The organism is Paraburkholderia sp. BR10923 (genome assembly GCF_040948765.1).
GTDB classification, from domain to species: domain Bacteria; phylum Pseudomonadota; class Gammaproteobacteria; order Burkholderiales; family Burkholderiaceae; genus Paraburkholderia; species Paraburkholderia youngii.
Genome location: NZ_JBFPKO010000011.1, coordinates 68,836 through 91,573, shown reverse-complemented (window position 1 = coordinate 91,573; position 22,738 = coordinate 68,836). Strand labels below are relative to the sequence as shown.

Genomic DNA, 22,738 nt, shown 5'->3' with positions numbered 1-22,738 from the left:
CCGAAGGGCGCACTACCAAAAGGGGCCCTGCATCGTCGATGAACGCAGGGTGATGATGTCACCGCGCCCCATTAGCATCGCTGATGCCCAGAGGGAACATGGACCTCAAGCAAATCCAGTATTTCATCGCACTATTCGAGGACGGCTCGGTCACCCGTGCCGCGAAGCGGCTGAACGTCGTGCAACCGGCCTTGAGCATGCAGATCGCCAAGCTCGAGGACGAACTGCATCAACAGCTGTTCGAGCGCGGCGCGCACGGCATGGCGCCGACCGCCGCGGGACGGCTGATGTACCGCCTGTTTTTACCGATCGTGCGTGACCTTGCCCACGCACGGCAGCAACTCGTGCAGCGCGATGAAGTGGTGACGGGGCATGTCGGCATCGGGCTGATCGCATCGGTGACGGAAAGCGTGCTCGCGGATTCGCTGTCGCGCTTTCACGCGCGTTACCCCGATGTCGAAGTCACCGTCGCCGATGGCTACAGTGCGACCTTCATCGACTGGGTGGCGGGCGGGCAGCTCGATGCCGCCCTCATCAACAAGCCGCGCGCGCGCTTGTCGCTCGACTCGCGCCCGCTGCTCGACGAAGAGATGGTGCTAGCCACCAGCGCCGCGCATGGCCCCGACTTGCCGCATGCAATCGAACTCGCGCAATTGCCCGAACTGGAACTCGTGCTGCCCACCAAACGTCACGGCCTGCGAGGCGTGCTCGACAGCGCCGCGCAACACGAGGACGTGCTGCTCGCGCCGCGCTTCGAGATCGACGTGCTTTCGACGATTCTCAAGCTCGTCGAGCACACGCGCTTTGCGACGATTTTGCCGCGCATCGTCGTCGAGCGCGCCGCGCGGCATGGCACGTTGCGCGCGTACCCGATTCTGGCGCCTCGCATCGTTCGGCACATCGTCTGCGTGAATCATCCGCGCCGCCCGTTGAGCGCGGCGGCGGAAGCACTGATCGAGATCATCGGCGACGAGTTGCACCGCGCGTCGAGCCTGTCGGGCGACGAGCCCTCACACACCATCAAGGAACGATCTTCATGAACGCACGACACTGGATTGCCGGCGAATGGACCGGCACGCCCAACATCGACAGCATCGATCCCGCGACGGGCGAGGCCATCGGCCGCTTCGCCGACGGCGGATCGAGCGAAGCCGATGCCGCCATCGCCGCCGCTCGCCACGCGTTCGATCGCACGACATGGGCGCAAGACGCGCGCTTGCGCCAGGACGTGCTGCTCGGCTGGGCTTCGGCGCTCGAAGCCGAACGCGACATGCTCGCGACGCTGCTCACGCGCGAAAACGGCAAGGCGATCGCGCAATCGCGCGGCGAGATTGCCGGCGCGATATCGGAGGTGCGCTATTACGCGGGGCTCGCGCGCCATATTGCCGGGCACGTGCTCGAACCGGAACCGGGCACGATATCGACGATGCTGCGCGAAGCGGCCGGCGTCGCGGCGATCATCGTGCCTTGGAACGCGCCCGCCGTGCTGCTCGTGCGCTCGCTCGCGCCCGCTCTCGCGGCCGGCTGCACGGCGATCGTCAAACCGGCGGCGCAAACGTCGCTGCTCACGGCCGCGATGTTGCGCTGCTTCGAACACACGGCGTTGCCTGAAGGCGCGGTGAACCTCGTCAACGAACGCGGATACGCGGCCAGCCAGCGGCTCGTCGATTCGCACGGCGTCGACGTGGTGAGCTTCACGGGATCGACGGCGACGGGCAAGAAGATCATGGCGGCCGCTGCCGACAGCATGAAGAAGCTGTCGCTCGAACTTGGCGGCAAGTCATGCTGCGTCGTCTTCGACGATGCCGACATTGCGGCGATAGCGCCGCGTCTCGCGCGCGCCGCGACGATCATCTCCGGGCAGCAATGCACGGCGGCGCGCCGGGTGCTGGTTCATGCGTCGCGCGCCGCGGAGATGCGCGAGCACCTCGCGTCGGCGCTTGCGTCGCTGCGCGTTGGACCGGGCATCGATCCGGCGACGGATATCGGCGCGCTCATCGACGGCACGACGCGCGATGCGGTGGCACGGACGATCGAGCGCGCGTGCGGAACGGCCGAGCGTGTGCTGCTGCGAGGCACTTGCTCGGGGCACGCGTTTCTGTCGCCGACGCTCGTCGAGCATGACGATCCGAAGGCGTTCTTTTGCCAGGACGAGATATTTGGCCCGTTCGTCACGCTGGAGGTCTTTGAGAACGAAATGGAAGCGATCGAGAAAGCCAACGACACGGTCTTCGGTCTCTCGGCGAGCGTATGGACGCACGACGGAGCGCGCGCATTGCGCGTCGCGCGTGCGCTGCGCAACGGCACGGTGTGGATCAACGACCACAACAAGCTTTTCGCCGAAGCCGAAACGGGCGGGTATCGCCAAAGCGGACTGGGTCGGCTGCACGGCTACGATGCGCTGGCGGACTTCACCGAGTTGAAGCACATCTGCATGCCGGCCGGCGTGGCGGAAGGTATCGCGCCGTTGCGGTGAACGGCAGGGAGGCGAGTCAATGGATAGCGTGGATCTCGAAGTCCTGAAAAGCAGCGCGCGATGGCTGGCAGACGGGCATCGCGTGCTGCTGGTGACGGTCGTGAAGACGTGGGGATCGTCGCCGCGTCCCGTGGGCGCGATGCTCGCGGTGCGCGCCGACGGGCAGGTGGTCGGGTCGGTGTCGGGCGGATGCATCGAAGACGATCTGATCGATCGCGTGCGGCAGCGAGGCATCGAACAGGAAAGTCCGCAGGTGCTGAAGTACGGCGTCAGCGCGCAGGAGGCGCATCGCTTCGGCCTGCCTTGCGGCGGCACCATTCAGCTCGTGCTGGAGCCGTTGACGCTCGCGAGCGATATCGCCGGGCTGTGTGCAGCGGTGGAGGCAGGCAGGCTCGTCGCGCGCACGCTCGACATGGCGACGGGGGCTGCGCGCCTCGAACCCGCGCAGGCGACGGACGGTCTTCTGTTCGACGGGACGACGCTGCTGAGCATCCATGGGCCCCGTTACCGGATGCTGGTGATCGGCGCGGGACAGTTGTCGCGCTATCTGTGCCGCATCGCGGTGGGGCTCGATTATCAGGTCACGGTATGCGATCCGCGCGAGGAATATACGGACGAGTGGAACGTGCCCGGCACGACCCTCGTTCGCGCCATGCCCGACGACACCGTGATGGACATGAAGCTCGACGAACGCTCTGCGGTGATCGCGCTGACGCACGATCCGAAGCTCGACGATCTCGCGCTGATGGAAGCGCTGAAAACGCCTGCGTTCTACGTGGGTGCGCTCGGTTCGCGTCGCAATAACGCGGCGCGGCGCAAGCGCTTGAAGGAGTTCGATCTCACCGATGAAGAACTCGCGCGCCTGCACGGGCCGGTGGGCATCTACATCGGCAGCCGGACGCCGCCGGAGATCGCCCTGTCGATACTGGCCGAATTGACGGCCGCGAAAAACGGCGTGTCGTTGCCGGAACTGCTGCGGGTCGAAGGCGCCAAGGCGGTCCGGGAGATGGCGGGCAACGCGGTGGGCTGTGACGCCTTGTGAGCGGAACCGATTTCACCACAGGTGCCGTAAGGCGAGCGGTCCATCGCTCAACTGCTGGCGCAGGAAATCGACCGCCACGCGCACCTTCGCCGTGGACGGCCTGCGCTGAGTCCCGTCCAGGTAAGTCAGTCGTTGTCGGCGTCGGGGGTTCCGGTATCGAATCCGGCGGCCTCGCGCAGCGCTTGCAGCATCGCCCGCGCACCCGGTGAGAGCCTGTCTCCGCGCCGTGTGACGATGCCCGCCGGCCCGAGCTTCAGATCGAGCTCGAACGGCAGCGGTTCGAGCGCGCCGGCAATGCAATACGGGCGCACCGGCTCGCGCGCAAGCGGCGCGATCATATCGCTGATCTGCAGCAGACTCGTGATGACAGGCAGCGATGAGCTCTCGACCACATCCGTTGGCAACGCGAGCTGCCGTTCGAGAAAAAGTTGTGTGAACTGATTACGCATCACGTTGCCCTTCGGCGGCAGGATCCACGTTTGCGGCGCCAGTTCGTTCCAACTGAGAGCCTTACGCCTGGCGAGCGGATGGCCAACGCGCGCGAACAGCGCGTGCTGAGCTTCTGCGAGCGGGGCGTAGTGCAGTTCCGCCAGATCGTCCGGATTGCGGATTCGCGCGACGATCATATCCAGCTTGCCTTCCTGCAAACGCTGCACCAGCACCTCGCTGAACTCCATCTCGATGTTGACGCGAATCTGCGGAAAGCGCTTCTTGAGTAGCGCCACGGCCTGCGGCACGAGGTTGGTGGCCGCCGTGACCTCGGTGCCGATCATCGCCTGCCCAGTCAGGCCGGCTTTGAGCGCGGACACTTCGTCGTACGCGTGCTGCAGCTCCGCCAGCACGCTGCGCGCATGGCGGATCAGCACCTCGCCGTACCAGGTGGGCTCGACACCGCGCGGATGCCGTTCGAACAATGGCACACCCATCGTCTCTTCCAGTTCCCGCAGCAACTTGGTCGCCCCGGGTTGGGTCATGTGCGCGGCGTCCGCCGCGCGCAATACCGAGCGATGGGTGTCGAGCTGAACGATCAGGGCCAATTGGCGCGTCTTCAGGCGCGTGGGATCGAAGCGGCCCGGCGCGATGACCCCCGCGCCGCTGTCCGGATGAAGTGCCGAGCTCACGATGCCGCCTCCATGTATTCCGTATTGATATAGATCTTGCGTTATTTTTCATTATAAAAGCATATCGAACAATCCTACTATGCAGCAGTCGCCCTGCATTTCAAGGCGGGCGGTTTCCCATCATGGGCATCGAGACCGGCTGCGTCCAGCATCCGCGCATGCAGCCGCACAGGAGGCGAAGAGCTAATGAACATCCGTACTGCAGACATCCCGCCGGAAGGCATCACCACCGACGAGTTCCTCGGCCGCGTCGCCAAGGTCCGCAGCGCGCTCGACAAGGCGGGCCTGGTCGGCCTGCTTGCATTCGGCGATTGCTGGCGTGGCGCGAACATCGGCTACTTCACCGAGTTCCGCCCGCTCGACGGCGTCTCGGACATTGCCAATGCGATCCTGCTGCTGCCGGTGGACGGCGACCCCGTGCTGTTCGTGTCGGATCAATGCTTCGATTACGCGACGAGCGTGACCGCCTTCGAGGTGCGCAGTCTGCGTGAAGTCACGCAACAGGTGCAGGCCTTTTCTGCGCGGCACCGCAGCGGCACGGTCGGCCTCGCTGGCGCCGCCTATATCCCCGCGGACCTGTTGCAGCGCCTGAACGCCGGTCTCGGCGAACTGAAGCTCGAACCGACGATGGTGCTGGCCGAAATCAAGGCGATCAAGAGCGAGCCCGAGGTCGCGCTGATGCGCAAAGCCGCGGCCTTGACCGATTCGGCGATGGCCGCGATTCGCGACGCGCTCGCCGACGGCCGTCCCTACACCGAGCGCGAACTCGCTTTGATCGCCGACCGCGCGATGCTCGCGGGAGGCGCGGACCGGACCGCGTTCGATTCGATGGTGCAATCCGGTCCGCGCTCGGCGTATAACCTGGCGCGCCCCACCGACCGCATCCTGCAACCGGGCGACCTCATCATGACCGACATCGGTGCGCGTTATCGTGGGTACGTGGCCGACGGCGGACGCGGTTTTACCTACGGTCCGGCGAATCCAGAGAAGATGGCGATCGTCGCGGCAGCGGCGCGCGCGGTCGAAGCGGGGCTGGCCGCCGCGCGTCCCGGCATGGCGGCCATGGAGTTGAACGCGGTGATCCAGCAGGCGCTGGTGAAGTCGAACTACGAGCAATACTCGAGCGAAGCGCGCGGCCATGGCACCGGTCACGGCACCGGCATGGACCCGGAAGAAGAAGCGCCGTGGATCGGGCCGGGCAACAGGACCGTGCTGCAGGAAAACATGGTCTTTACGCTGAAGGCGACGATCACGGTGCCGAACGTCGGCGGCCTGCGCACGGAACGTATCGTGCGGTTGACCTCGGGCGGCGTCGAAACGCTCGACCATTTCCCGATGGAACTGCACTGGTGAGCACAGTGAACTGATCGTAACGTGCGGGCGGCCCTGCGCCGCCGACACGCAGCAGTTCAAAACATAGATTCCCAGAGAAGGGAGGAGACGTGAAAACATCGCCCATTTCATCCGGCAACGCGCCGGTTATCGGTCGGTCGGCCGTCAACCGTGTGCTGGTCGCCTCGGTGGTCGGGACCGCTATCGGTGGTACGACTTTTTTCTCTATGCCACCGCTTCGGCGCTGGTCTTCGCCAAGCTGTTCTTTCCCTCGTTCGATCCGATGGTCGGCACCATCGCGGCGTTCGGAAGTTTTGCGGTCGGCTATCTCGCCCGGCCCTTCGGCGCCGTGTTTTTCGGGCACTTCGGCGATCGCATCGGACGTAAGGCGACGCTCGTCGCGACGCTGACGATCATGGGCGTCGGCACCTTCGTGATCGGCCTGCTGCCGACTTACGCCTCGATCGGCGTCTGGGCGCCGATGCTGCTGGTCGCGATGCGCTTCCTGCAAGGGCTCGGCGTCGGCGGCGAATGGGGCGGCGCGGTGCTGATGGTGGTCGAAACGGCACCGGCCAGAAAACGTGGTTTCTTCGGCGCGTTCCCGCAATTGGGCGTGCCGCTCGGATTGATGCTCTCGACCGCCGTGTTCAAAGCCGTCTCGAGTCTGCCGTCGGAGGCGTTCTACTCTTGGGGATGGCGCCTGCCGTTCCTGCTGAGCGTCGCGCTGATCGCGATCGGCCTGTTCATCCGCCTGCGCGTCATGGAGTCGCCGGTATTCGAACAGATCAAGGCGAGCAGGCAGGTCGTGAAAGCGCCGCTGATCGAATTGCTGCGCCGGCATCCGAAAGACCTCGTGCTGACGATCGGCACGCGCTTCGCGGTCGACATCACCTTCAACGTGATCAACGTGTTCGTGCTGGTGTACGGAACGACGCGGCTCGGCTTGTCGCGCGGACTGCTGCTGAACGCCATCATTGTGGGCTGCGGGGTTGCGCTGTTCACGCTGCCGCTGTTCGGCAAGCTGTCGGACGCGATTGGACGCCGGACCGTCTTCATGCTCGGCGCGGTATTCGTGGCAATCTATGGATTCGCGTTCTTCCCGTTGCTCGAGACACGCAATCCGACTTTGATTTTCGTGGCGTACGTCTGCGGCATCGCGTTGAGCCAGGCGTCGGTGTACGGCGTGCAATCGACGTGGTTCGCGGAACTGTTCGGGACCCGGGTGCGTTATACAGGTGCTTCGCTGCCGTATCAGATCGCCGGCATCATCACGTCGGGACCGACGCCATTGATCGCCACCTATCTGTTCGCGACGTTTGGCCACACGTTGCCCATTTCGATCTATATCGCGGTGACAGGATTGCTGAGCCTCGTGTGCGCGTTTTTCCTCGCAGAGACTTTCAAGCGCGATCTGTCCGCGGAGCCGGGAGATGAGGCGGCCGTGGCGCCGGGCGCGCGAGCGTCCGCGCACTCGCCGCATCCTCTGGCGCGGTGAGTGCAAATCGATCCGGTTGCCGTGCCGTCCAGGACCTGGTCGTTTTCGGTGCTGGAGCGGGAGCCAGGCGAGGGGGCGGCGTTCGAAGAAGCGCGATGACACCGGCACGACCAGATCTTTGCTTGAATTCCATTGGCCCATAGTGTCAGTTCAGGTGCTAGATATGGCAACTTCATTCTAGTAATACCTCCAGGGGGTAGGCAGCCCCAGCAGGGGCCAGGCGCCACGGCAAGACAGGAGCGCATCCACGTACCCCATCGTTGAGACGCTATCTGGGGGTGGCGACCGTTTGCGGCCCCTTCAAGGACCTTCTCCCAGGACTACCTCGCACTGGGCATTGATATAGCCTTGAATCTCCAGGATCCTGTTTCGGACGTCAGAAGGCTAATCTGGAGAAGCCGCGATGAGTTCTTTTTCCAGCGGATCCGAACGGCACCGAACACTGGTTCGTCATGTCGGAAGCGGCTCTGGAAGATTGCGCGAATGCGTTCGCCGCGTTGGCGGATCTTTCGCGGATCGAAGTTTGGACGGTGGACCCATTGATGGCGCAGGCCGGCACCGGTGCAGCACACGTGTTGCCGACCGCCGTTGCCCGGTGGTTCTCCGAGGAAGCGGACCTCTTGTGGGCGCTCGAGCACTCGATGCACACGGTGCACGTTGGTCTGCGGATCTACGCACTAGGTGCGAGTCAGTTCACAAACTCGGTACGGCAATTGGCTGACCGGATGGGGATCGCACGCGGGGTGATGAGGATTTCACACAGCCGCGCAGATTGATTTCGCTGCAAGGGTGATGATCGAGTTGTGACAAGTGGCTGAATCCCGGCCCAAGCTGGTCAAGCATGAGGAGTGGGAATGGACCCCGTCTATACCGTACTGCTAATCGACGATCATGCGCTCTTTCGCAAGAGTGTTGCGCAGCTCATTCAGATGAATCAGGCGTTTCGAGTCGTCGGGGAAGCCTCGTCCGGCCGTGCAGGCGTTGAACTTGCGATTCAGCTCAAGCCCGATCTTGTCCTGGTCGATCTGAGCATGCCGGATATGAGTGGAATCGAAACGCTAGAGTCGCTACGGCAACATGGCGTACAAGCCCGCTTTTTGATACTGACCGTATCGGACAGCGAGCGCGATGTCATCGCAGCTTTTCGCGCTGGCGCAAGCGGGTATCTACTGAAGGACATGGAGCCCGAGCAGTTGTGCCTTTGCCTCCAGAAAGCGCTGCAGGGCACGTCCGTGCTCAGCGAAGCGGTGACGGGCAAGCTGTTTGATGCTTTGTCCGCCAGACAGCCTCCTCACGTCAACGGGACGGGCCTCTCGCCACGCGAGTACGAAGTCCTGGAATATCTGGTAAAAGGCCTATGCAACAAGGAAATAGCGCGCAAGCTCGATATCAGCGTGGGAACCGTCAAGGTGCACGTCAAGCACCTGTTGCACAAGCTCGATCTGCATTCGAGGGTTGAGGCCGTCGTCTGGCACCAGGAGCACCATGCGCGCCGCAATCTGTCCCGCGGCTGACATCGCACGTCGATAGCCAGACGGAAAGAACTCGTCCTTCCTTCGCCAGCCGCTGGTACTATGCGAGTGCGGGCCGTTACGCATGGGTCTCCGCATCCGGTTGTCGATAGTCACGTGTAGAGCCGAGCGATGAAAAGCGAAAAAGATTCCGAGTTGTTTGCCAGTGAGTCTGATGAGACTGGCGACGGGAGGTCGATCGAGGCATTCCTTGGGAAGGTCGTCAAGGAGCACCGGACGAATCAGGGACTGACGATTGCCGACCTCGCGGAGCAAAGCGGTCTGTCGCGCAGCATGGTGTCGAAGATCGAGAACGGGCAGGTGTCGACCAGCCTGGACTCTATCGTGAGCCTTGCGCGCGCACTGGGCATATCGATTTCCGCGCTATTCAAGAACTTCGAGCATCGCCAGGGGAATGCGCAGCACGTGAAGTCGGGCACTGGAATGGAGGTAGTGCGGCGCGGTACCACCAAAGGGCACACGTATCATCTGCTCGCCTATGACCAGGGGCCCGTCAAGCTGTTCGAACCGTTCCTCATCACGCTGGACGACGAAGCCGAGGTATTTCCGACTTTCGAGCACCCCGGCACCGAGTTCATCTATATGCTGCAGGGAAAAATGGAATATCGCCATGGCAATCGCAGTTATCTGCTGCAGCCCGGCGACGCACTGACCTTTCAAGGTTCGGTTGCGCATGGCCCCGAACGACTAATCAAATTGCCCATCCGCTTCATTACCGTCATCATCTACGGGCACTCGCCCGACGTGAGTGAATAGCATTTCACCTGCGTTCTGGCATCACGACCTTCCACGAACTGGCGCGCCGGCGGGACGACTGCCTTTCGCGCGCCACGGCATCAACTAGCGCACAGTCGAACTGACAGCGATTGAGCGCTGCGTCGACCGAGCGCACATCCACAAGTTCGACGCCTCGCGCAAATCCGCACCTGCCTGTCGGGGGTGCGCACTCATCCCGCTCTTCGCATTCACGCTATTCAAAAGGCAAGCTTTCGACAGATACGTGTCGCGAGCATAGATGTACCTCGGACTCCGGGTGGGGATTGCAGAGCATTTTTGGGGTAGACGGGAGCGATTTTCTGGGCGGTGGGATTACATGCATCGCGATACTCCCCCATGGGTAGAAAAGTCGTACGGGTGTTTCCTGACAAGAAAAAAAGTTGATTCACGTTGACGGTGGCGTTTTATCTGGCTACTGTTGTGCTCAACGACTCTCCACTTCGGTTCGATGCGCACCATGTCCTCCTCCATGCACCGCTTCACGCTTACCCTTTCGTGTCCCGACCGCATCGGGATCGTTTCCGCTGTAAGCACGTTCCTGGCCGAACATCACGCGTGGATCACCGAGGCCACTCATCACGCGGACGAGATCGAAAAGCGCTTTTTCATGCGTCATGAGATTGCAGCGGAGTCGCTGCCATTCGGCATCAACGCGTTTCGCGAGCGCTTTGCCAACATCGCTCGCGAGTATGCGATGGACTGGAAGATCTCCGACAACTCGGTCAAGAAGCGGGTCGTGATACTCGTATCGAAGCTCGAACACTGTCTCTACGATCTGCTCGCGCGCTGGAAGGCGGGTGAGCTGGACATCGAGATTCCGTGCGTGATCTCGAATCACGAGACGTGGCGCAGCTTCGTCGAGTGGCACGGCATTCCGTTTCACTACGTGCCCGTCACCCCCGACAACAAGGCACAGGCGTACGACCAAGTCCAGCGCCTGTTCGACGATGCGCGCGCCGACACGATGGTGCTCGCGCGCTACATGCAGGTTCTGTCTCCGACCCTTTGCTCGGCCTATCCGGGGCGAATCATCAACATCCATCACTCGTTCCTGCCGAGCTTCGTGGGCGCCAAGCCTTATCACCAGGCATACGGGCGCGGCGTGAAGCTCACGGGTGCCACCTGTCACTACGTGACGGAAGAACTGGACCAGGGGCCGATCATCGAGCAGGACGTGATTCGCGTGCGTCATTCGGACCGGCCAGACGATCTCGTGAGGCTTGGCCGCGATATCGAAAAGGCCGTACTGGCGCGGGGCTTACGCTATCACCTCGAGGATCGTGTGCTCGTCCACGGCAACAAGACCATCGTCCTGCGGTAGTTGCTCGGTCATCTTTGGTTGTTCAGGTCGCAGAGTCGCCCCCTTGCGGGGCAACACAAAGGAGTGTGTGTTATGCCATGGCGTCTTGTCCGCTTCGCTCTCTCGAAGAAACACCCCGAACCGAGAATGTTTACCAGACACGACACGTTGCGTCGTTCATATGACGTGGTGATCATCGGCGCTGGAGGCCACGGTCTTGCGTCGGCGTACTACCTTGCGAAGGAGCACGGCATTACGAACGTAGCAGTGCTGGAAAAGGGGTATATCGGTGGAGGTAATACCGGGCGTAACACCACGATCATCCGCTCGAACTATCTGACGCCCGAAGGCGTGAAGTTCTACGACGAGTCCGTGAAACTTTGGCAGGACCTTTCTCAGGACTTCGACCTCAACCTGTTCTATTCGACGCGCGGCCACTACACGCTTGCCCATACCGATTCTGCGATGCGCACGATGCGCTGGCGCGCGGAAGTCAACAAACACTACGGGGTGGATTCGGAAGTCGTCGGGCCGAACGAAGTCAAGAAAGCCGCGCCGATGATCGATATTTCATGCGGGGGTGTCGCGCCGATCATGGGAGCGCTGTATCACGCGCCAGGCGCCGTCGCGCGGCATGATGCCGTGGCTTGGGGTTACGGGCGCGGGGCGGATCAGCGAGGCGTCGAGATTCATCAGCAAACCGAGGTGCTCGGCATCGACGTGGTGGGGGGCAAGGTCAAAGGGGTGAAGACCTCGCGCGGCTACATCTCGACGAACAAGGTGCTGTGCGCCGTCGCGGGCTCGACCCCTCGCATGACGGACATGGTAGGCGTGCGCACGCCCATCTTCATCCATCCGCTTCAGGCGATGGTGAGCGAGCCGCTCAAGCCCTGGCTCGATCCGATCCTCGTGTCCGGCAGCCTGCATGTCTACATCAGCCAGTCGGCGCGCGGGGAACTCGTGATGGGTGCGTCGCTCGATCCGTACGAGCTGCATTCGACCCGCTCCACGCTGGATTTCGTGGAAGGCCTCACTGCCCACATGCTCGAAATGTTCCCGTTCCTGTCGCACGCGAAGGTGATGCGGCAATGGGCGGGGATGGCCGACATGACGCCTGACTTTGCGCCCATCATGGGCAAGACTCCCGTTGAGGGCTTCTACCTCGATGCGGGATGGGGCACCTGGGGCTTCAAGGCCACGCCCGTATGCGGCAAGACGATGTCGTACACGGTGGCGAACGACACCAGCCACCCGCTGATCGAGGGTTTCTCGCTTGACCGGTTCCGCCGCTTCTCGCTGACGGGCGAAAAGGGTGCGGCATCCGTTGGCCACTGACCTGGAGAAGACGATGAAGATCATGACCTGTCCGGTTAATGGTGCGCGCCCGATGTCGGAGTTTACATACTGGGGCGAGATACGGCCGATGCCAGACCCGCTGGTCGCGGACGATGCGCAATGGGCCGACTACGTGTTCTGCCGCAACGGCGCTGCGGGCGTGAAGCAGGAGTGGTGGTGCCACACCTCGAGCAACACGTGGTTCATTGCCGAGCGCGATACTGCGAAAGATCTCGTGCTGCGTACTTACCTTGCCGGCGCGGAGGCCTGAATGCGTCTCACACCTCATCGCGGCGAATGGATCACACGCAATACGCACATCGGCTTCTCGTACGAAGGCAAGCACTATAGCGGCCTTACAGGAGATACGATCACGAGCGCACTGTGGGCATCCGGCGTGCACGTGCTCGGCCGCAGCTTCAAATACCACCGGCCACGCGGCGTGCTTTCGCTCGCCAATCACGATGTCAACGTGATGCTTCAGGACGGCGCGAGATTGAATGTGCGCGCAGATGTGACGGCCCTGACGCAGGGCAACTGGCATTCGGTCAACACGTTCGGCGGCGTGGACGCGGATCGAGGGCGCGTCATTGGCAAGCTCGCCGCGTTCCTCCCCGTCGGCTTCTACTACAAGGCGTTCCACAGCAAGCGCTGGTTTCCGCGTTGGGAACGCATGTTTCGCGCGATGACGGGCCTTGGTACCGTCGACTTCAACGCGCCGCATATTCGCACACCGAAACGCTATGGCTTCTGTGACGTCCTCGTGATCGGCGCGGGCCCGTCGGGTCTTTCGGCGGCGCTCGCTGCGGCTCAACAGGGCGCCGACGTCGTCATCGTCGACGAGAACGCGCGCATCGGCGGCAGCGGCGGCTATCAACTGGGTGGCGACGAGAAGCGATTCGAGCGGACCCGTGAGCTGGAGACGGCGGCGCTTGGACACCCGCGCATCCGCGTGATGACGGAAACGCTCGCGGCGGCGTATTACGCTGACCTGTGGGTGCCTCTCGTGGAGCCGACCCGCATTACGAAGATGCGCGCGAAAGCGGTGATCGTCGCGAGCGGTGCATTCGAGCAGCCGGCAGTATTTCGCAACAACGACCTGCCCGGTGTGATGCTGGCTTCGGCGGCGCAGCGACTCGCGTATCGCTACAGCGTCGCGCCCGGGAAACGGGCCGTGGTGCTCACGGCCAACGCCGATGGCTATCGCGCGGCACTGGACATGCTCGCTCGCGGCATCCCGGTCGCTGCGGTCGTGGACCTGCGCGCATCGCACAAATGCCGGGAGCTCGAACGCGTTCTGAGAGCGAAGGATGTCGACGTGCTGATGTCGAGCTGTGTCGTCGAGGCCGTGCCGGACGCCAAGGGCAGCCAGTTGACGGGCGTACGCGTCGGCGCGTTCTCGGCGGAAGACGGTTTGCGCGCCTCGACGGTCGCGACGCGCCTGATCGAATGCGACACGTTGCTCATGAGCGTGGGCTGGGCGCCCGCGGCGAACCTTCTGTACCAGGCCAACACGAAGATGCGCTTCGACCATGACGTCGAGCAGTTCGTGCCGGAGCAGTTGCCGCCCGGTGTCTTCGCGTGCGGCCGTGTCAATGGCGTCTATACGTTCGAGAGCAGGCTGCTGGACGGCGCGCGCGCCGGCATTCAGGCGGCGGCGCACAGCGGCTTCTGCGATGTGAAGACGGCGAGCGCGACCGGGTCGCGTCTCGCGGAGCAGGAATCGCCTTCTCATCCCTGGCCGATCGTGGGCCACGATTCCGGCAAGAACTTCGTGGATTTCGACGAGGACCTGCAACTGAAGGACTTCGCGAATGCGGTTCAGGAGGGTTTCGACAACATCGAACTGTTGAAGCGCTTTTCGACAAACGGCATGGGGCCGAGCCAGGGCAAGCACTCGAACATGAACGGCCTGCGCATCCTTGCACGGCTCACCGGCAAAAAGCCGCAGGAAGTCGGCACGACCACGGCGCGGCCGTTCTTCCATCCGGTGCCGATGTCGCATCTCGCCGGCCGTGGTTTCAATCCCGAGCGGCGCACGCCGCTGCACGCGCAGCATCAGTCGCTCAATGCAGTCTGGATGGCGGCAGGGGTCTGGCAGCGGCCGGAGTATTACGCGGTCCCGGGCAAGGCGCGCGGGGCATGCATCGAGGAAGAGGCGCTCGCGGTGCGCAATGGCGTGGGCGTCATCGACGTGGGCACGCTCGGCAAGATCGAGGTGCGCGGGCCGCAGGCCGCCGAATTTCTGGAACGCGTGTACGTGTCGAAGTACGCAGGCCTGAAGCCCGGCATGACGCGCTATGCGGTGATGTGCGACGAATCGGGTGTGGTGATCGACGACGGGGTGATCGCGCGTCTCGCGGATGATCACTTTTACTTCACGACGACGACCTCGGGCGCTGCCGCCATCTATCGCGAGCTGTCGCGGCTCAACACCATCTGGCAACTCGATTGCGGCATCGTCAACGTCACGGGCGCGTTTGCGGCGGTCAATCTCGCCGGCCCGGCGTCGCGTGCGGTGCTGGCCAGGCTCGTCGATCTGGATCTGTCGTCCGCCGCGTTTCCGTATCTCGGTGTGCGCGTGACGGGCATCGCGCTCGATCAGCATCGCGTGCCAGCACGGCTCATGCGGGTCGGCTTCGTCGGCGAATGGGGCTACGAAATCCACATTCCCGCCGAGTACGGCGCGGCGCTCTGGCGCACGCTTCTCGAAGCCGGCAAGGAACACGCCATTCGTGCATTCGGTGTCGAAGCTCAGCGTCTGTTGCGGCTGGAGAAGGGCCACGTGATCGTCAGCCAGGACACCGATGGTCTGACGACGCCGCGCGACGCGGGCATGGAATGGGCCGTGAAGATGGACAAGCCGTTCTTCGTCGGCAAGCGCAGCCTGCAGATCATCGACAGGGCGCCGGCCAAACAGCGCCTCGTCGGCTTTGCTTTGGACGCGGGTCAACGCGAAACCGGGCTGCGCGAGTGTCATCTCGTGATCGATCGCGGCGAGATTGCGGGGCGCGTGACGAGCGTCGCATGGAGCGCAACCCTGAAAAAGACGATCGGTCTCGCGTTCGTGCGGCCGGACCAGGCCGAGCCCGGCACGCGCATCAGCTTCCGTTTGACGGATGGCCGGATGGTTCCCGCAACGGTCGTTTCCACACCGTTCTACGACCCGGAGAACGCACGTCAGAAGGACAGCGTCACGACCGAAACCGCTTCGCCGAAAAAGGAGACCGCATGAACGCGCCACTTCGAATGAGCCCGGTCAGCGATGCACGCAAGCCGGCGAGCCTGCGATGGAGCGTGCGCGACGACATGCGCGTCGTCGAGCAGATCGATGACGCAGACAGCGCACGGGCACAGACGCTCGGGATTGCCGACGTTTCGTACCTTGCCCGCGCCGGCTTCAAGGGCAATGGCGTGGCCGCCTGGCTACAGGCACAGGGCATTCCCGTGCCGGCGCAGCCCAATAGCTGGGCGCCGCTCGCCGCCGGTGGCGTGGTGTTGCGGCTGGGCCTCGCCGAGTATCTGATCGAAGACGGAGTCATTCAAGGCAGCTCGGTGCGGATGTCGCATCTCGACACGCCCGTGCACGTGTATCCCGTGCTGCATCAGGATGTCGCGCTCGTGCTGTGCGGCGAAGCGGTGCACGAGTTGTTGCTGCAAACCTGCAATGTCAACTTCCGCGCGCTCGATCTGGCGGCCCGGCCAGTCGTGCTGACCTCGATGGCGGGAGTCGCCGTCACCGTCATGCCAGGCGCCCGGGCAGGCAAGCCTTACTACCGGATCTGGGCCGACGGAACGTACGGGCTGTATCTGTGGGAAACCTTCTCGGGCATCGCTGCCGAGCTTGGCGGCGGCCCGGTCGGGATCGCCGCGATTACGGATATCGATCAGTCGCCGCCCCGGTAGTGAGCACGTGGTCGACGCGGGCGCGAACACGGGCCAGCGTTCTCCGAAACCCCTGGACTTATTACGTTTGAGGACATTCACATGACCCCCGAATTCGCCCGCAAGTTTCTAGCAGAAAACGAGATAAAGTACATCCTCGCCCAGTTTGTCGACATCCACGGAGTGGCGAAGACGAAGTCCGTGCCCGCCGCTCACCTGGACAGCATTCTGACGGCAGGCGCCGGTTTCGCAGGCTTCGCAGTGTGGGGGCTCGGTATCGATCCGCAGGGGCCTGACTTCATGGCCGTCGGCGACATCGACACGTTGCAACTCGTGCCATGGCAGCCGGGCTACGCCCGCATCGTGTGCGATGGACATGTCAAGCGCGAACCCTGGCCGTTCGAAAGCCGCGTGACGCTCAAGAAGCAGGTGCGGCGTCTCGAAGAACGGGGCTGGATTTTGAACACGGGCCTCGAGCCCGAGTTCTCCCTGCTGCGCAAGGGCCCCGACGGCGCGATCGTGCCATGCGATCACACCGACGCGTTGCCCAAACCCTGCTATGACTACAAGGGGCTCTCGCGCTCGCGCGAGTTCCTCGAACGCCTGACGGATGCGCTCATCAAGGCAGGCATCGATGTCTATCAGATCGACCACGAAGACGCCAACGGCCAGTTCGAGATCAACTACACGTACACGGATTGCCTGAAGTCCTGCGATCACTACGTCTTCTTCAAGATGGCGGCCGCGGAGATCGCGAACGAACTCGGCCTGATCTGTTCGTTCATGCCGAAGCCCTTCGCGAACCGGCCCGGCAACGGCATGCATATGCATATGTCGATTTCGGACGGAAAGAAAAACCTCTTCGCCGACGACCACGACGAGAACGGTCTTGGCCTTTCGAAGCTCGCGTATCACTGGACGGCGGGCATTCTCAAGCATGCCGCGGCGCTCACGGCGATCTGCGCCCCGACGGTCAATTCATACAAGCGTCTTGTCGTGGGCCGTTCCTTGACTGGCGCGACATGGGCACCCGCCTACGTGAGCTATGGCGACAACAATCGTTCGTCGATGGTGCGTATTCCGGGCGGCCGGATCGAACTGCGCCTGCCCGACGCCGCCTGCAACGCATATCTCGCGACGGCCGCCGTGATCGCGGCCGGGCTCGATGGCGTCGAGAACCGTCTGGAGCCAGGCAAGCCGTGCAATGCCAATCTCTACGAAATGTCCCCGCAGGAACTCAATGAGCACGGCATCAGCATCCTGCCGCAGAACCTCTCGGCCGCGCTGCAGGCACTGGAGCGCGATGAAGTGATGCTCGAAGCGCTGGGACCGGCGGGCGGGGAATTCCTGCGTCTGAAGAACATGGAATGGATCGAGTACATGCGCCATGTGTCGGACTGGGAACAGAAGACGTACCTCGAATTTTTCTGACCAAAAACCAGGACAGTTTGTCGATTTGAATGTGATCGCGAGGAGAAAACGATGTGCGGAATTGTAGGATTACTTGTTAAAAAGCCCGAGCTGCGGGGCCGGCTCGGAGAATTGATGGTGCCGATGTTGCTGGGCATGACGGAGCGGGGGCCCGATTCGGCAGGGTTGGCCGTGTTCACGGAGCCCACTGCGGATGGCGTGCGCAAGATCAGCCTCTACTCGGGCCTCACCGATGAGGGCGCCGACTTCAACTGGCAGGGGCTCGCGCATGAGTTGAACGAGCATCTCGGCGCGAAGGCGTCGGTGCATGCGAAGGACAATCACGCGATCCTGAGCGTCGCCATCGATCCCGAGACGGTCAAGCACTGGATCCGCGAAACACATCCCCGGCTGCATGTGCTGTCGACCGGCCGCATGATCGACCTGTACAAGGACACGGGCACGCCCGGCATGGTCGCAGACCGCTACGCGTTCAGCGCGCTGACGGGCACGCATCTGGTCGGCCATACGCGTATGGCGACGGAGTCGGCCGTGACGCCCGATCGGGCACACCCGTTCACGGCTGGCGAAGACTTTTGCCTCGTGCACAACGGCTCGCTGTCGAACCCCAACGGCGTACGGCGCATGCTCGAACCGCATGGCATTCGCTTCGACACGGACAACGACACGGAAGCAGCATGCCGTTTTCTCGAATACCGGCTGCGTGAGGGCGACGATCTCGAAACCGCCTTGCAAAAGGGCTTCGAGCAGCTCGACGGTTTCTACACGTTCCTGATGGGCACGCCGGACAAGCTCGCGCTGATCCGCGATCCGTTCGCGTGCAAGCCGGCCGTCGTGGCCGAGACGGACGACTTCGTCGCCATTGCTTCGGAGTTCCGCTCGCTCGCGCACCTTCCCGACATCAAGCACGCGCGTGTTTTCGAACCGGCCCCAGAGGAGATGTACGTATGGACAGTGTGAACTTCGACCTGGCGTCCGCCTCGGTGACCGACGTGAATGGCTTCCTGCATCGCGAGGCCGCGCAAGCGGGCACGCGCAAGGTGTTCATCTCCAATCCCGATGGTGCGCACAACATCGCCGTGGGACTCGATTTGCCCATCGAGGTGGAGATCGACGGCCACGCGGGCTACTACGCCGCCGGCATGAACAAGGAAGCGAAAGTGACGATCTCGGGTAGCGCCAGTACGGGTGTGGCCGAGAACATGATGAGCGGGCGCGTGCACGTGAAGGGCTTCGCCTCCAATGCGGCGGGTGCATCCGCGCACGGCGGTCTGCTCGTCATCGAAGGCGATGCGGGCTTGCGTTGCGGCATCTCGCTCAAAGGGGCGGACATCGTCGTGAGGGGATCGGTTGGGAGCTTTTCGGCGTTCATGGCGCAGGCCGGCCGGATCGTGATCTGCGGCGATGCGGGTGATGCGCTGGGCGACTCGTTGTACGAGGCGGTGATCTACGTGCGCGGCAAGGTCAAGTCGCTGGGTGCGGATGCGCGTGAAGAGCCGATGCAAGGCGCCGACGTGGAAGCCGTTGCACAGCTGTTGCGCGCAGCCGGCCCGGCATTCGCCGAGTTCGACCCCAAGGAATTCAGACGCGTAGCATCGGCTCGCTCGCTGTACCACTGGAATGCCGACGCGAATCAGGAATATTGAACCAGGGACCCCGCCATGGAAATCAAGCCCGTACACATGAAACACATCGCCACTGAAGAGTCCTGGGGCTTCGACCGCAAGACGATCGACTATATCCAGAACGCCGCGGCACACGGACTGTATGAGATCCGTGGCCTGGGGGCGAAGCGGCGCGTGCCGCACTTCGACGACCTGCTGTTTCTCGGTGCATCGCTGTCGCGCTATCCGCTGGAGGGATACCGCGAGAAGTGCGTGACGAAGACGGTGCTCGGCACACGCTTCGCCAAAAAGCCGATCGAACTCGCGATTCCCATCACGGTTGCGGGCATGAGTTTCGGTGCGCTGTCGGCCAATGTGAAGGAGTCGCTCGGCCGTGCGGCCACGGAGATGGGCACCTCGACGACGACCGGCGACGGCGGTATGACACAAGAAGAGCGGATGTCGTCGAAAACGCTCGTCTATCAGTGCCTGCCGTCGCGCTACGGCTTCAATCCCGACGACGTGCGCAAGGCGGACGCCATCGAGGTCGTGATCGGACAAGGCGCGAAGCCGGGTGGCGGCGGCATGCTGCTCGGCCAGAAGATCTCGCCGCGTGTCGCGAAGATGCGCACGCTGCCCGAGGGTATCGACCAGCGCTCGGCATCGCGCCATCCGGACTGGACGGGCCCCGACGATCTGCAGATCAAGATCCTCGAACTGCGCGAAATGACGGATTGGGAGAAGCCCATCTACGTGAAGGTTGGCGCGACGCGCACGTTCAATGACGTCAAGCTTGCGGTGCATGCCGGCGCGGACGTGATCGTCGTCGACGGCATGCAGGGCGGTACGGCGGCCACGCAAACCTGCTTCATCGAAAACGTCGGCATTCCTACACTTGCCGCCCTGCGCCAAGCCGTCGACGCACTCGAAGACCTCAACATGAAGGGGCAGGTGCAGCTCATCATCTCCGGGGGCATCCGCAGCGGCGCCGACATTGCGAAGGCGCTGGCGATGGGCGCCGACGCCGTTGCGATCGGTCAGGGGGTGCTGGTGTCGCTCGGCTGCAATAGCGCTTCGTACGTCGAGGACGGCCACCATGTCAACGCGCTCGACGACTATGCGCGACTCGGCACGGCGCCTGGTTTCTGCCACCATTGCCACACGGGCAAGTGTCCCGTGGGCATCACGACGCAGGACTCCGTGTTGCAGGAGCGGCTGAAACCCGATGTCGGCGCGAAGCGTTTGAAGAACTATCTGAAGACGCTGAACATGGAGCTGACGACGATCGCGCGAGCGTGCGGCAAGCAGAACGTGCATCACCTGGAGCTGGAGGACCTCGTGGCGCTCACGGTCGAAGCAGCGGCGATGGCCCGCGTGCCGCTTGCCGGGACCAACTGGATCCCCGGCGTGAACGGCGCACGATGACGGCGCAACTGATCGACGGCCGCCACCTCGCGCGACGTCTGCGCACGCGCTTTCGCGAGCGCGTGGCGGCCTTGTCCGTGCGAGGTGTCGTGCCCGGTCTCGCGGTGGTGCTGGTCGGCGACAACGCCGCGTCCGAGCTGTACGTGGCGAACAAGGTGAAGGCGTGCGCGGAATGCGGTGTACGTTCGTTCATGCATCGCTTTCACGCGGACTGCCGCGAGGCGGAACTGCTCGACCGAATTGCCGCCCTCAACGTCGAGCGCAGCACGCACGGCATTCTCGTGCAACTGCCGTTGCCGCCGCAGATCAACGTGCGGCGCGTGCTGGAAGGCATCGTGGTCGACAAGGACGTCGACGGTTTTCATCTGTACAACGTCGGCGCGCTGGTGGTGGGCAACTCGATCTTTCCGCCTTGTACGCCGTACGGGGTCCAGCTTCTGCTCGAGACGACGGGAATCGATGTGGCGGGGAAAAACGTCGTGGTAGTAGGCGCGAGCAATATCGTCGGCAAGCCGATGGCGTTGATGTTGCTGCAGAAGGAAGCGACCGTCACCGTTTGCCACGTGAAGACGCGGGACCTCGCACAGCACACGATACACGCCGATATTCTTGTCGTTGCGGCGGGCAAGCCCGGGCTCATCAAGGCCGAGATGGTGAAGGAGGGTGCGATCGTCATCGACGTCGGGATCAACCGAATGCAGGACGGGCGCATCGTCGGCGATGTGGACTTCGAGCCCGTGCGGGAGCGGGCGGCATGGATCACGCCGGTGCCGGGCGGCGTGGGTCCGATGACGGTCACGATGCTGATCGAGAACACGCTGCGCTCCGCCGAACGGTTTGCGGACGGCCAGGCGTTTCACCCGCCGCAGCCGTTCTGGCAGGTGCCGGCAAATTAGGCGGCAAATTATTCTGCTTCATCCAGTGTGTTTCGGGCGTCTACGGACGCCCTTTTTGTTTGCCTCGGCCCACGCTCCAGGATCGCTAACGGCTGCTGTCATTACCGATCGCGCTGGCCGTCGCGAGCAGCGCCTCGGCCATCCGGATGCTGGCGGCATCGATCAGGCGGCCATCCAGCGATACCGCGCCTTTGCCTTCCTGCGCGGCTTGTGCCATGGCGTCCATGATGCGGCGCGCCTTCGTCACTTCCGCTTCGGCGGGCGTGAACACCTGGTTCGCGTGTTCGATCTGCGACGGATGAATGGCCCATTTGCCTTCGTAGCCGAGCACGGCGGCGCGGCGGGCTGCTGCAATGTAGCCATCGGGGTCGCCGAAGTCGCCGAACGGTCCATCGATGGGACGCAGACCGTACGCGCGGCAGGCGACCATCATCCGCGTTTGTGCGCCATGCCACTGATCGCCCCAGAAGTAGTCGCGTTCGCCGCGCTCATTCTTGTCCGCGAGCACGCCGTAATCGCGATTCACGCCGCCGATCACCGTCGTGCGCGCGCGCGTCGAGGCCGCATAGTCCGCGACGCCGAACGACATGGCTTCGAGCCGCCGGCTCGACTGAGCGATGCTCTCGACGTTCGCCATGCCGAGCGCGGTTTCGATCAGCACCTCGAAGCCGATCCGTCGTGTGCGATTGCGTGCCGTTTCGATCTGCGTGACGAGCATGTCGACGGCGTACACGTCGGCAGCCACGCCGACTTTGGGGATCAGGATCATGTCGAGGCGCGGGCATGCCTCGACGATATCGACGACATCGCGATACATGTAATGCGTGTCGAGTCCGTTGATGCGGACCATCATCGTCTTGTTTCCCCAGTCGATGTCGTGGAGTCCTTCGATGATGTTCTTGCGTGCCTGCTCCTTGTCGTCCGGCGCGACGGCATCTTCGCAGTCGAGGAAGACGATGTCCGCGGCCGAACGTGCGGCCTTTTCGAACATCGCGGTGTTCGAACCGGGGACGGCTAACTCGGAACGGTGCAACCGTGCTTTGGCCTGCTCGATGACAGTGAAACTCATGGTGAAATCTCCTGGGTT

The 22,738-nt window shown here is 63.2% G+C and carries 20 protein-coding genes; 18 read left to right on the top strand and 2 right to left on the bottom strand.

What is annotated here, in order from left to right; genetic code table 11:
* The first annotated feature begins 98 nt into the window (after positions 1-98).
* From AB3X94_RS21465 to AB3X94_RS21455, 3 genes are read left to right on the top strand one after another with little or no spacing between them, the layout of a single operon-like run.
* The gene (locus tag AB3X94_RS21465; RefSeq protein ID WP_368612633.1) at positions 99-1,040 is read left to right on the top strand and encodes a LysR family transcriptional regulator; all 942 of its coding nucleotides are present in this window, start codon (positions 99-101) and stop codon (positions 1,038-1,040) included.
* A complete protein-coding gene (locus tag AB3X94_RS21460; RefSeq protein ID WP_176110961.1) occupies positions 1,037-2,476 on the top strand; it encodes an aldehyde dehydrogenase family protein in 1,440 nt (479 codons plus the stop codon). Before AB3X94_RS21465 ends, AB3X94_RS21460 begins: the two co-directional genes overlap by 4 nt.
* Positions 2,477-2,495: 19 nt before the next feature.
* The gene (locus tag AB3X94_RS21455; RefSeq protein WP_176110960.1) at positions 2,496-3,518 is read left to right on the top strand and encodes an XdhC family protein; all 1,023 of its coding nucleotides are present in this window, start codon (positions 2,496-2,498) and stop codon (positions 3,516-3,518) included.
* Positions 3,519-3,643: 125 nt separating this feature from the next.
* Here AB3X94_RS21455 and AB3X94_RS21450 read toward each other — a convergent pair whose 3' ends face one another.
* The gene (locus AB3X94_RS21450; protein WP_368612632.1) at positions 3,644-4,639 is read right to left on the bottom strand and encodes a LysR substrate-binding domain-containing protein; all 996 of its coding nucleotides are present in this window, start codon (positions 4,637-4,639) and stop codon (positions 3,644-3,646) included.
* A 186-nt stretch (positions 4,640-4,825) separates the two neighbouring features.
* Between AB3X94_RS21450 and AB3X94_RS21445 the strand changes: the two genes are divergently transcribed.
* The 15 genes from AB3X94_RS21445 to folD all read left to right on the top strand — a co-directional run bounded on the left by AB3X94_RS21445 (position 4,826) and on the right by folD (position 21,651).
* Positions 4,826-5,992, top strand: a complete 1,167-nt coding sequence (locus AB3X94_RS21445) for a Xaa-Pro peptidase family protein (RefSeq protein WP_176110958.1) — start codon at positions 4,826-4,828, stop codon at positions 5,990-5,992.
* A 67-nt stretch (positions 5,993-6,059) separates the two neighbouring features.
* On the top strand, positions 6,060-7,466 hold the full coding sequence (locus AB3X94_RS21440) for an MFS transporter (RefSeq protein WP_368612710.1): 1,407 nt from the start codon (positions 6,060-6,062) through the stop codon (positions 7,464-7,466).
* A gap of 452 nt (positions 7,467-7,918) precedes the next feature.
* Positions 7,919-8,242 (top strand): hypothetical protein, encoded by a 324-nt coding sequence (locus AB3X94_RS21435; protein WP_368612631.1) that lies wholly within the window; start codon positions 7,919-7,921, stop codon positions 8,240-8,242.
* A 78-nt stretch (positions 8,243-8,320) separates the two neighbouring features.
* Positions 8,321-8,980, top strand: coding sequence for a two-component system response regulator NarL (narL, locus tag AB3X94_RS21430; RefSeq protein ID WP_368612630.1), 660 nt, complete (start codon positions 8,321-8,323; stop codon positions 8,978-8,980).
* A 129-nt stretch (positions 8,981-9,109) separates the two neighbouring features.
* The gene (locus AB3X94_RS21425; protein ID WP_176110955.1) at positions 9,110-9,754 is read left to right on the top strand and encodes an XRE family transcriptional regulator; all 645 of its coding nucleotides are present in this window, start codon (positions 9,110-9,112) and stop codon (positions 9,752-9,754) included.
* Positions 9,755-10,244: 490 nt separating this feature from the next.
* Complete coding sequence (purU, locus tag AB3X94_RS21420; protein ID WP_176111943.1) at positions 10,245-11,096, top strand: formyltetrahydrofolate deformylase; 852 nt, start codon at positions 10,245-10,247, stop codon at positions 11,094-11,096.
* A 126-nt stretch (positions 11,097-11,222) separates the two neighbouring features.
* A complete protein-coding gene (locus AB3X94_RS21415; protein WP_246392237.1) occupies positions 11,223-12,410 on the top strand; it encodes an FAD-dependent oxidoreductase in 1,188 nt (395 codons plus the stop codon).
* 13 nt (positions 12,411-12,423) lie between these two features.
* On the top strand, positions 12,424-12,681 hold the full coding sequence (locus AB3X94_RS21410; protein WP_176110953.1) for a sarcosine oxidase subunit delta: 258 nt from the start codon (positions 12,424-12,426) through the stop codon (positions 12,679-12,681).
* Positions 12,682-15,645, top strand: coding sequence for a glycine cleavage T C-terminal barrel domain-containing protein (locus tag AB3X94_RS21405; RefSeq protein WP_368612629.1), 2,964 nt, complete (start codon positions 12,682-12,684; stop codon positions 15,643-15,645). It begins immediately after the preceding gene.
* Entirely contained in the window at positions 15,642-16,316 is a 675-nt protein-coding gene (locus AB3X94_RS21400) for a hypothetical protein (RefSeq protein WP_368612628.1), read from the top strand. The genes AB3X94_RS21405 and AB3X94_RS21400 overlap by 4 nt, the downstream gene beginning before the upstream one ends.
* Positions 16,317-16,397: 81 nt before the next feature.
* Positions 16,398-17,726: a type III glutamate--ammonia ligase gene (glnT, locus tag AB3X94_RS21395; RefSeq protein WP_176110950.1), complete on the top strand. Its 1,329-nt coding sequence runs from the start codon at positions 16,398-16,400 to the stop codon at positions 17,724-17,726.
* A 51-nt stretch (positions 17,727-17,777) separates the two neighbouring features.
* Positions 17,778-18,686, top strand: coding sequence for an amidophosphoribosyltransferase (locus tag AB3X94_RS21390; protein WP_176110949.1), 909 nt, complete (start codon positions 17,778-17,780; stop codon positions 18,684-18,686).
* Entirely contained in the window at positions 18,674-19,372 is a 699-nt protein-coding gene (locus AB3X94_RS21385; protein WP_176110948.1) for a protein glxC, read from the top strand. Before AB3X94_RS21390 ends, AB3X94_RS21385 begins: the two co-directional genes overlap by 13 nt.
* A gap of 15 nt (positions 19,373-19,387) precedes the next feature.
* Complete coding sequence (locus AB3X94_RS21380; protein WP_176110947.1) at positions 19,388-20,755, top strand: FMN-binding glutamate synthase family protein; 1,368 nt, start codon at positions 19,388-19,390, stop codon at positions 20,753-20,755.
* A complete protein-coding gene (folD, locus tag AB3X94_RS21375) occupies positions 20,752-21,651 on the top strand; it encodes a bifunctional methylenetetrahydrofolate dehydrogenase/methenyltetrahydrofolate cyclohydrolase FolD (protein WP_176110946.1) in 900 nt (299 codons plus the stop codon). Before AB3X94_RS21380 ends, folD begins: the two co-directional genes overlap by 4 nt.
* An 85-nt stretch (positions 21,652-21,736) precedes the next feature.
* On the opposite strand, the gene AB3X94_RS21370 is transcribed toward folD, so the two are convergent.
* Complete coding sequence (locus AB3X94_RS21370; protein WP_368612627.1) at positions 21,737-22,720, bottom strand: CoA ester lyase; 984 nt, start codon at positions 22,718-22,720, stop codon at positions 21,737-21,739.
* Positions 22,721-22,738: the final 18 nt, after the last annotated feature.

Excerpts from the sequence above, each read along its gene's own strand:
- AB3X94_RS21460 (WP_176110961.1), top strand. The coding sequence starts at position 1,037 with ATGAACGCACGACACTGGATTGCCGGCGAATGGACCGGCACGCCCAAC.
- AB3X94_RS21405 (WP_368612629.1), top strand. The coding sequence starts at position 12,682 with ATGCGTCTCACACCTCATCGCGGCGAATGGATCACACGCAATACGCAC.
- AB3X94_RS21455 (WP_176110960.1), top strand. The coding sequence starts at position 2,496 with ATGGATAGCGTGGATCTCGAAGTCCTGAAAAGCAGCGCGCGATGGCTG.
- AB3X94_RS21385 (WP_176110948.1), top strand. The coding sequence starts at position 18,674 with ATGGACAGTGTGAACTTCGACCTGGCGTCCGCCTCGGTGACCGACGTG.
- AB3X94_RS21400 (WP_368612628.1), top strand. The coding sequence starts at position 15,642 with ATGAACGCGCCACTTCGAATGAGCCCGGTCAGCGATGCACGCAAGCCG.
- AB3X94_RS21445 (WP_176110958.1), top strand. The coding sequence starts at position 4,826 with ATGAACATCCGTACTGCAGACATCCCGCCGGAAGGCATCACCACCGAC.
- narL (WP_368612630.1), top strand. The coding sequence starts at position 8,321 with ATGGACCCCGTCTATACCGTACTGCTAATCGACGATCATGCGCTCTTT.
- AB3X94_RS21410 (WP_176110953.1), top strand. The coding sequence starts at position 12,424 with ATGAAGATCATGACCTGTCCGGTTAATGGTGCGCGCCCGATGTCGGAG.
- AB3X94_RS21380 (WP_176110947.1), top strand. The coding sequence starts at position 19,388 with ATGGAAATCAAGCCCGTACACATGAAACACATCGCCACTGAAGAGTCC.
- AB3X94_RS21370 (WP_368612627.1), bottom strand. The coding sequence starts at position 22,720 with ATGAGTTTCACTGTCATCGAGCAGGCCAAAGCACGGTTGCACCGTTCC.
- purU (WP_176111943.1), top strand. The coding sequence starts at position 10,245 with ATGCACCGCTTCACGCTTACCCTTTCGTGTCCCGACCGCATCGGGATC.
- AB3X94_RS21435 (WP_368612631.1), top strand. The coding sequence starts at position 7,919 with ATGTCGGAAGCGGCTCTGGAAGATTGCGCGAATGCGTTCGCCGCGTTG.
- AB3X94_RS21425 (WP_176110955.1), top strand. The coding sequence starts at position 9,110 with ATGAAAAGCGAAAAAGATTCCGAGTTGTTTGCCAGTGAGTCTGATGAG.
- AB3X94_RS21415 (WP_246392237.1), top strand. The coding sequence starts at position 11,223 with ATGTTTACCAGACACGACACGTTGCGTCGTTCATATGACGTGGTGATC.
- AB3X94_RS21390 (WP_176110949.1), top strand. The coding sequence starts at position 17,778 with ATGTGCGGAATTGTAGGATTACTTGTTAAAAAGCCCGAGCTGCGGGGC.
- glnT (WP_176110950.1), top strand. The coding sequence starts at position 16,398 with ATGACCCCCGAATTCGCCCGCAAGTTTCTAGCAGAAAACGAGATAAAG.
- folD (WP_176110946.1), top strand. The coding sequence starts at position 20,752 with ATGACGGCGCAACTGATCGACGGCCGCCACCTCGCGCGACGTCTGCGC.
- AB3X94_RS21465 (WP_368612633.1), top strand. The coding sequence starts at position 99 with ATGGACCTCAAGCAAATCCAGTATTTCATCGCACTATTCGAGGACGGC.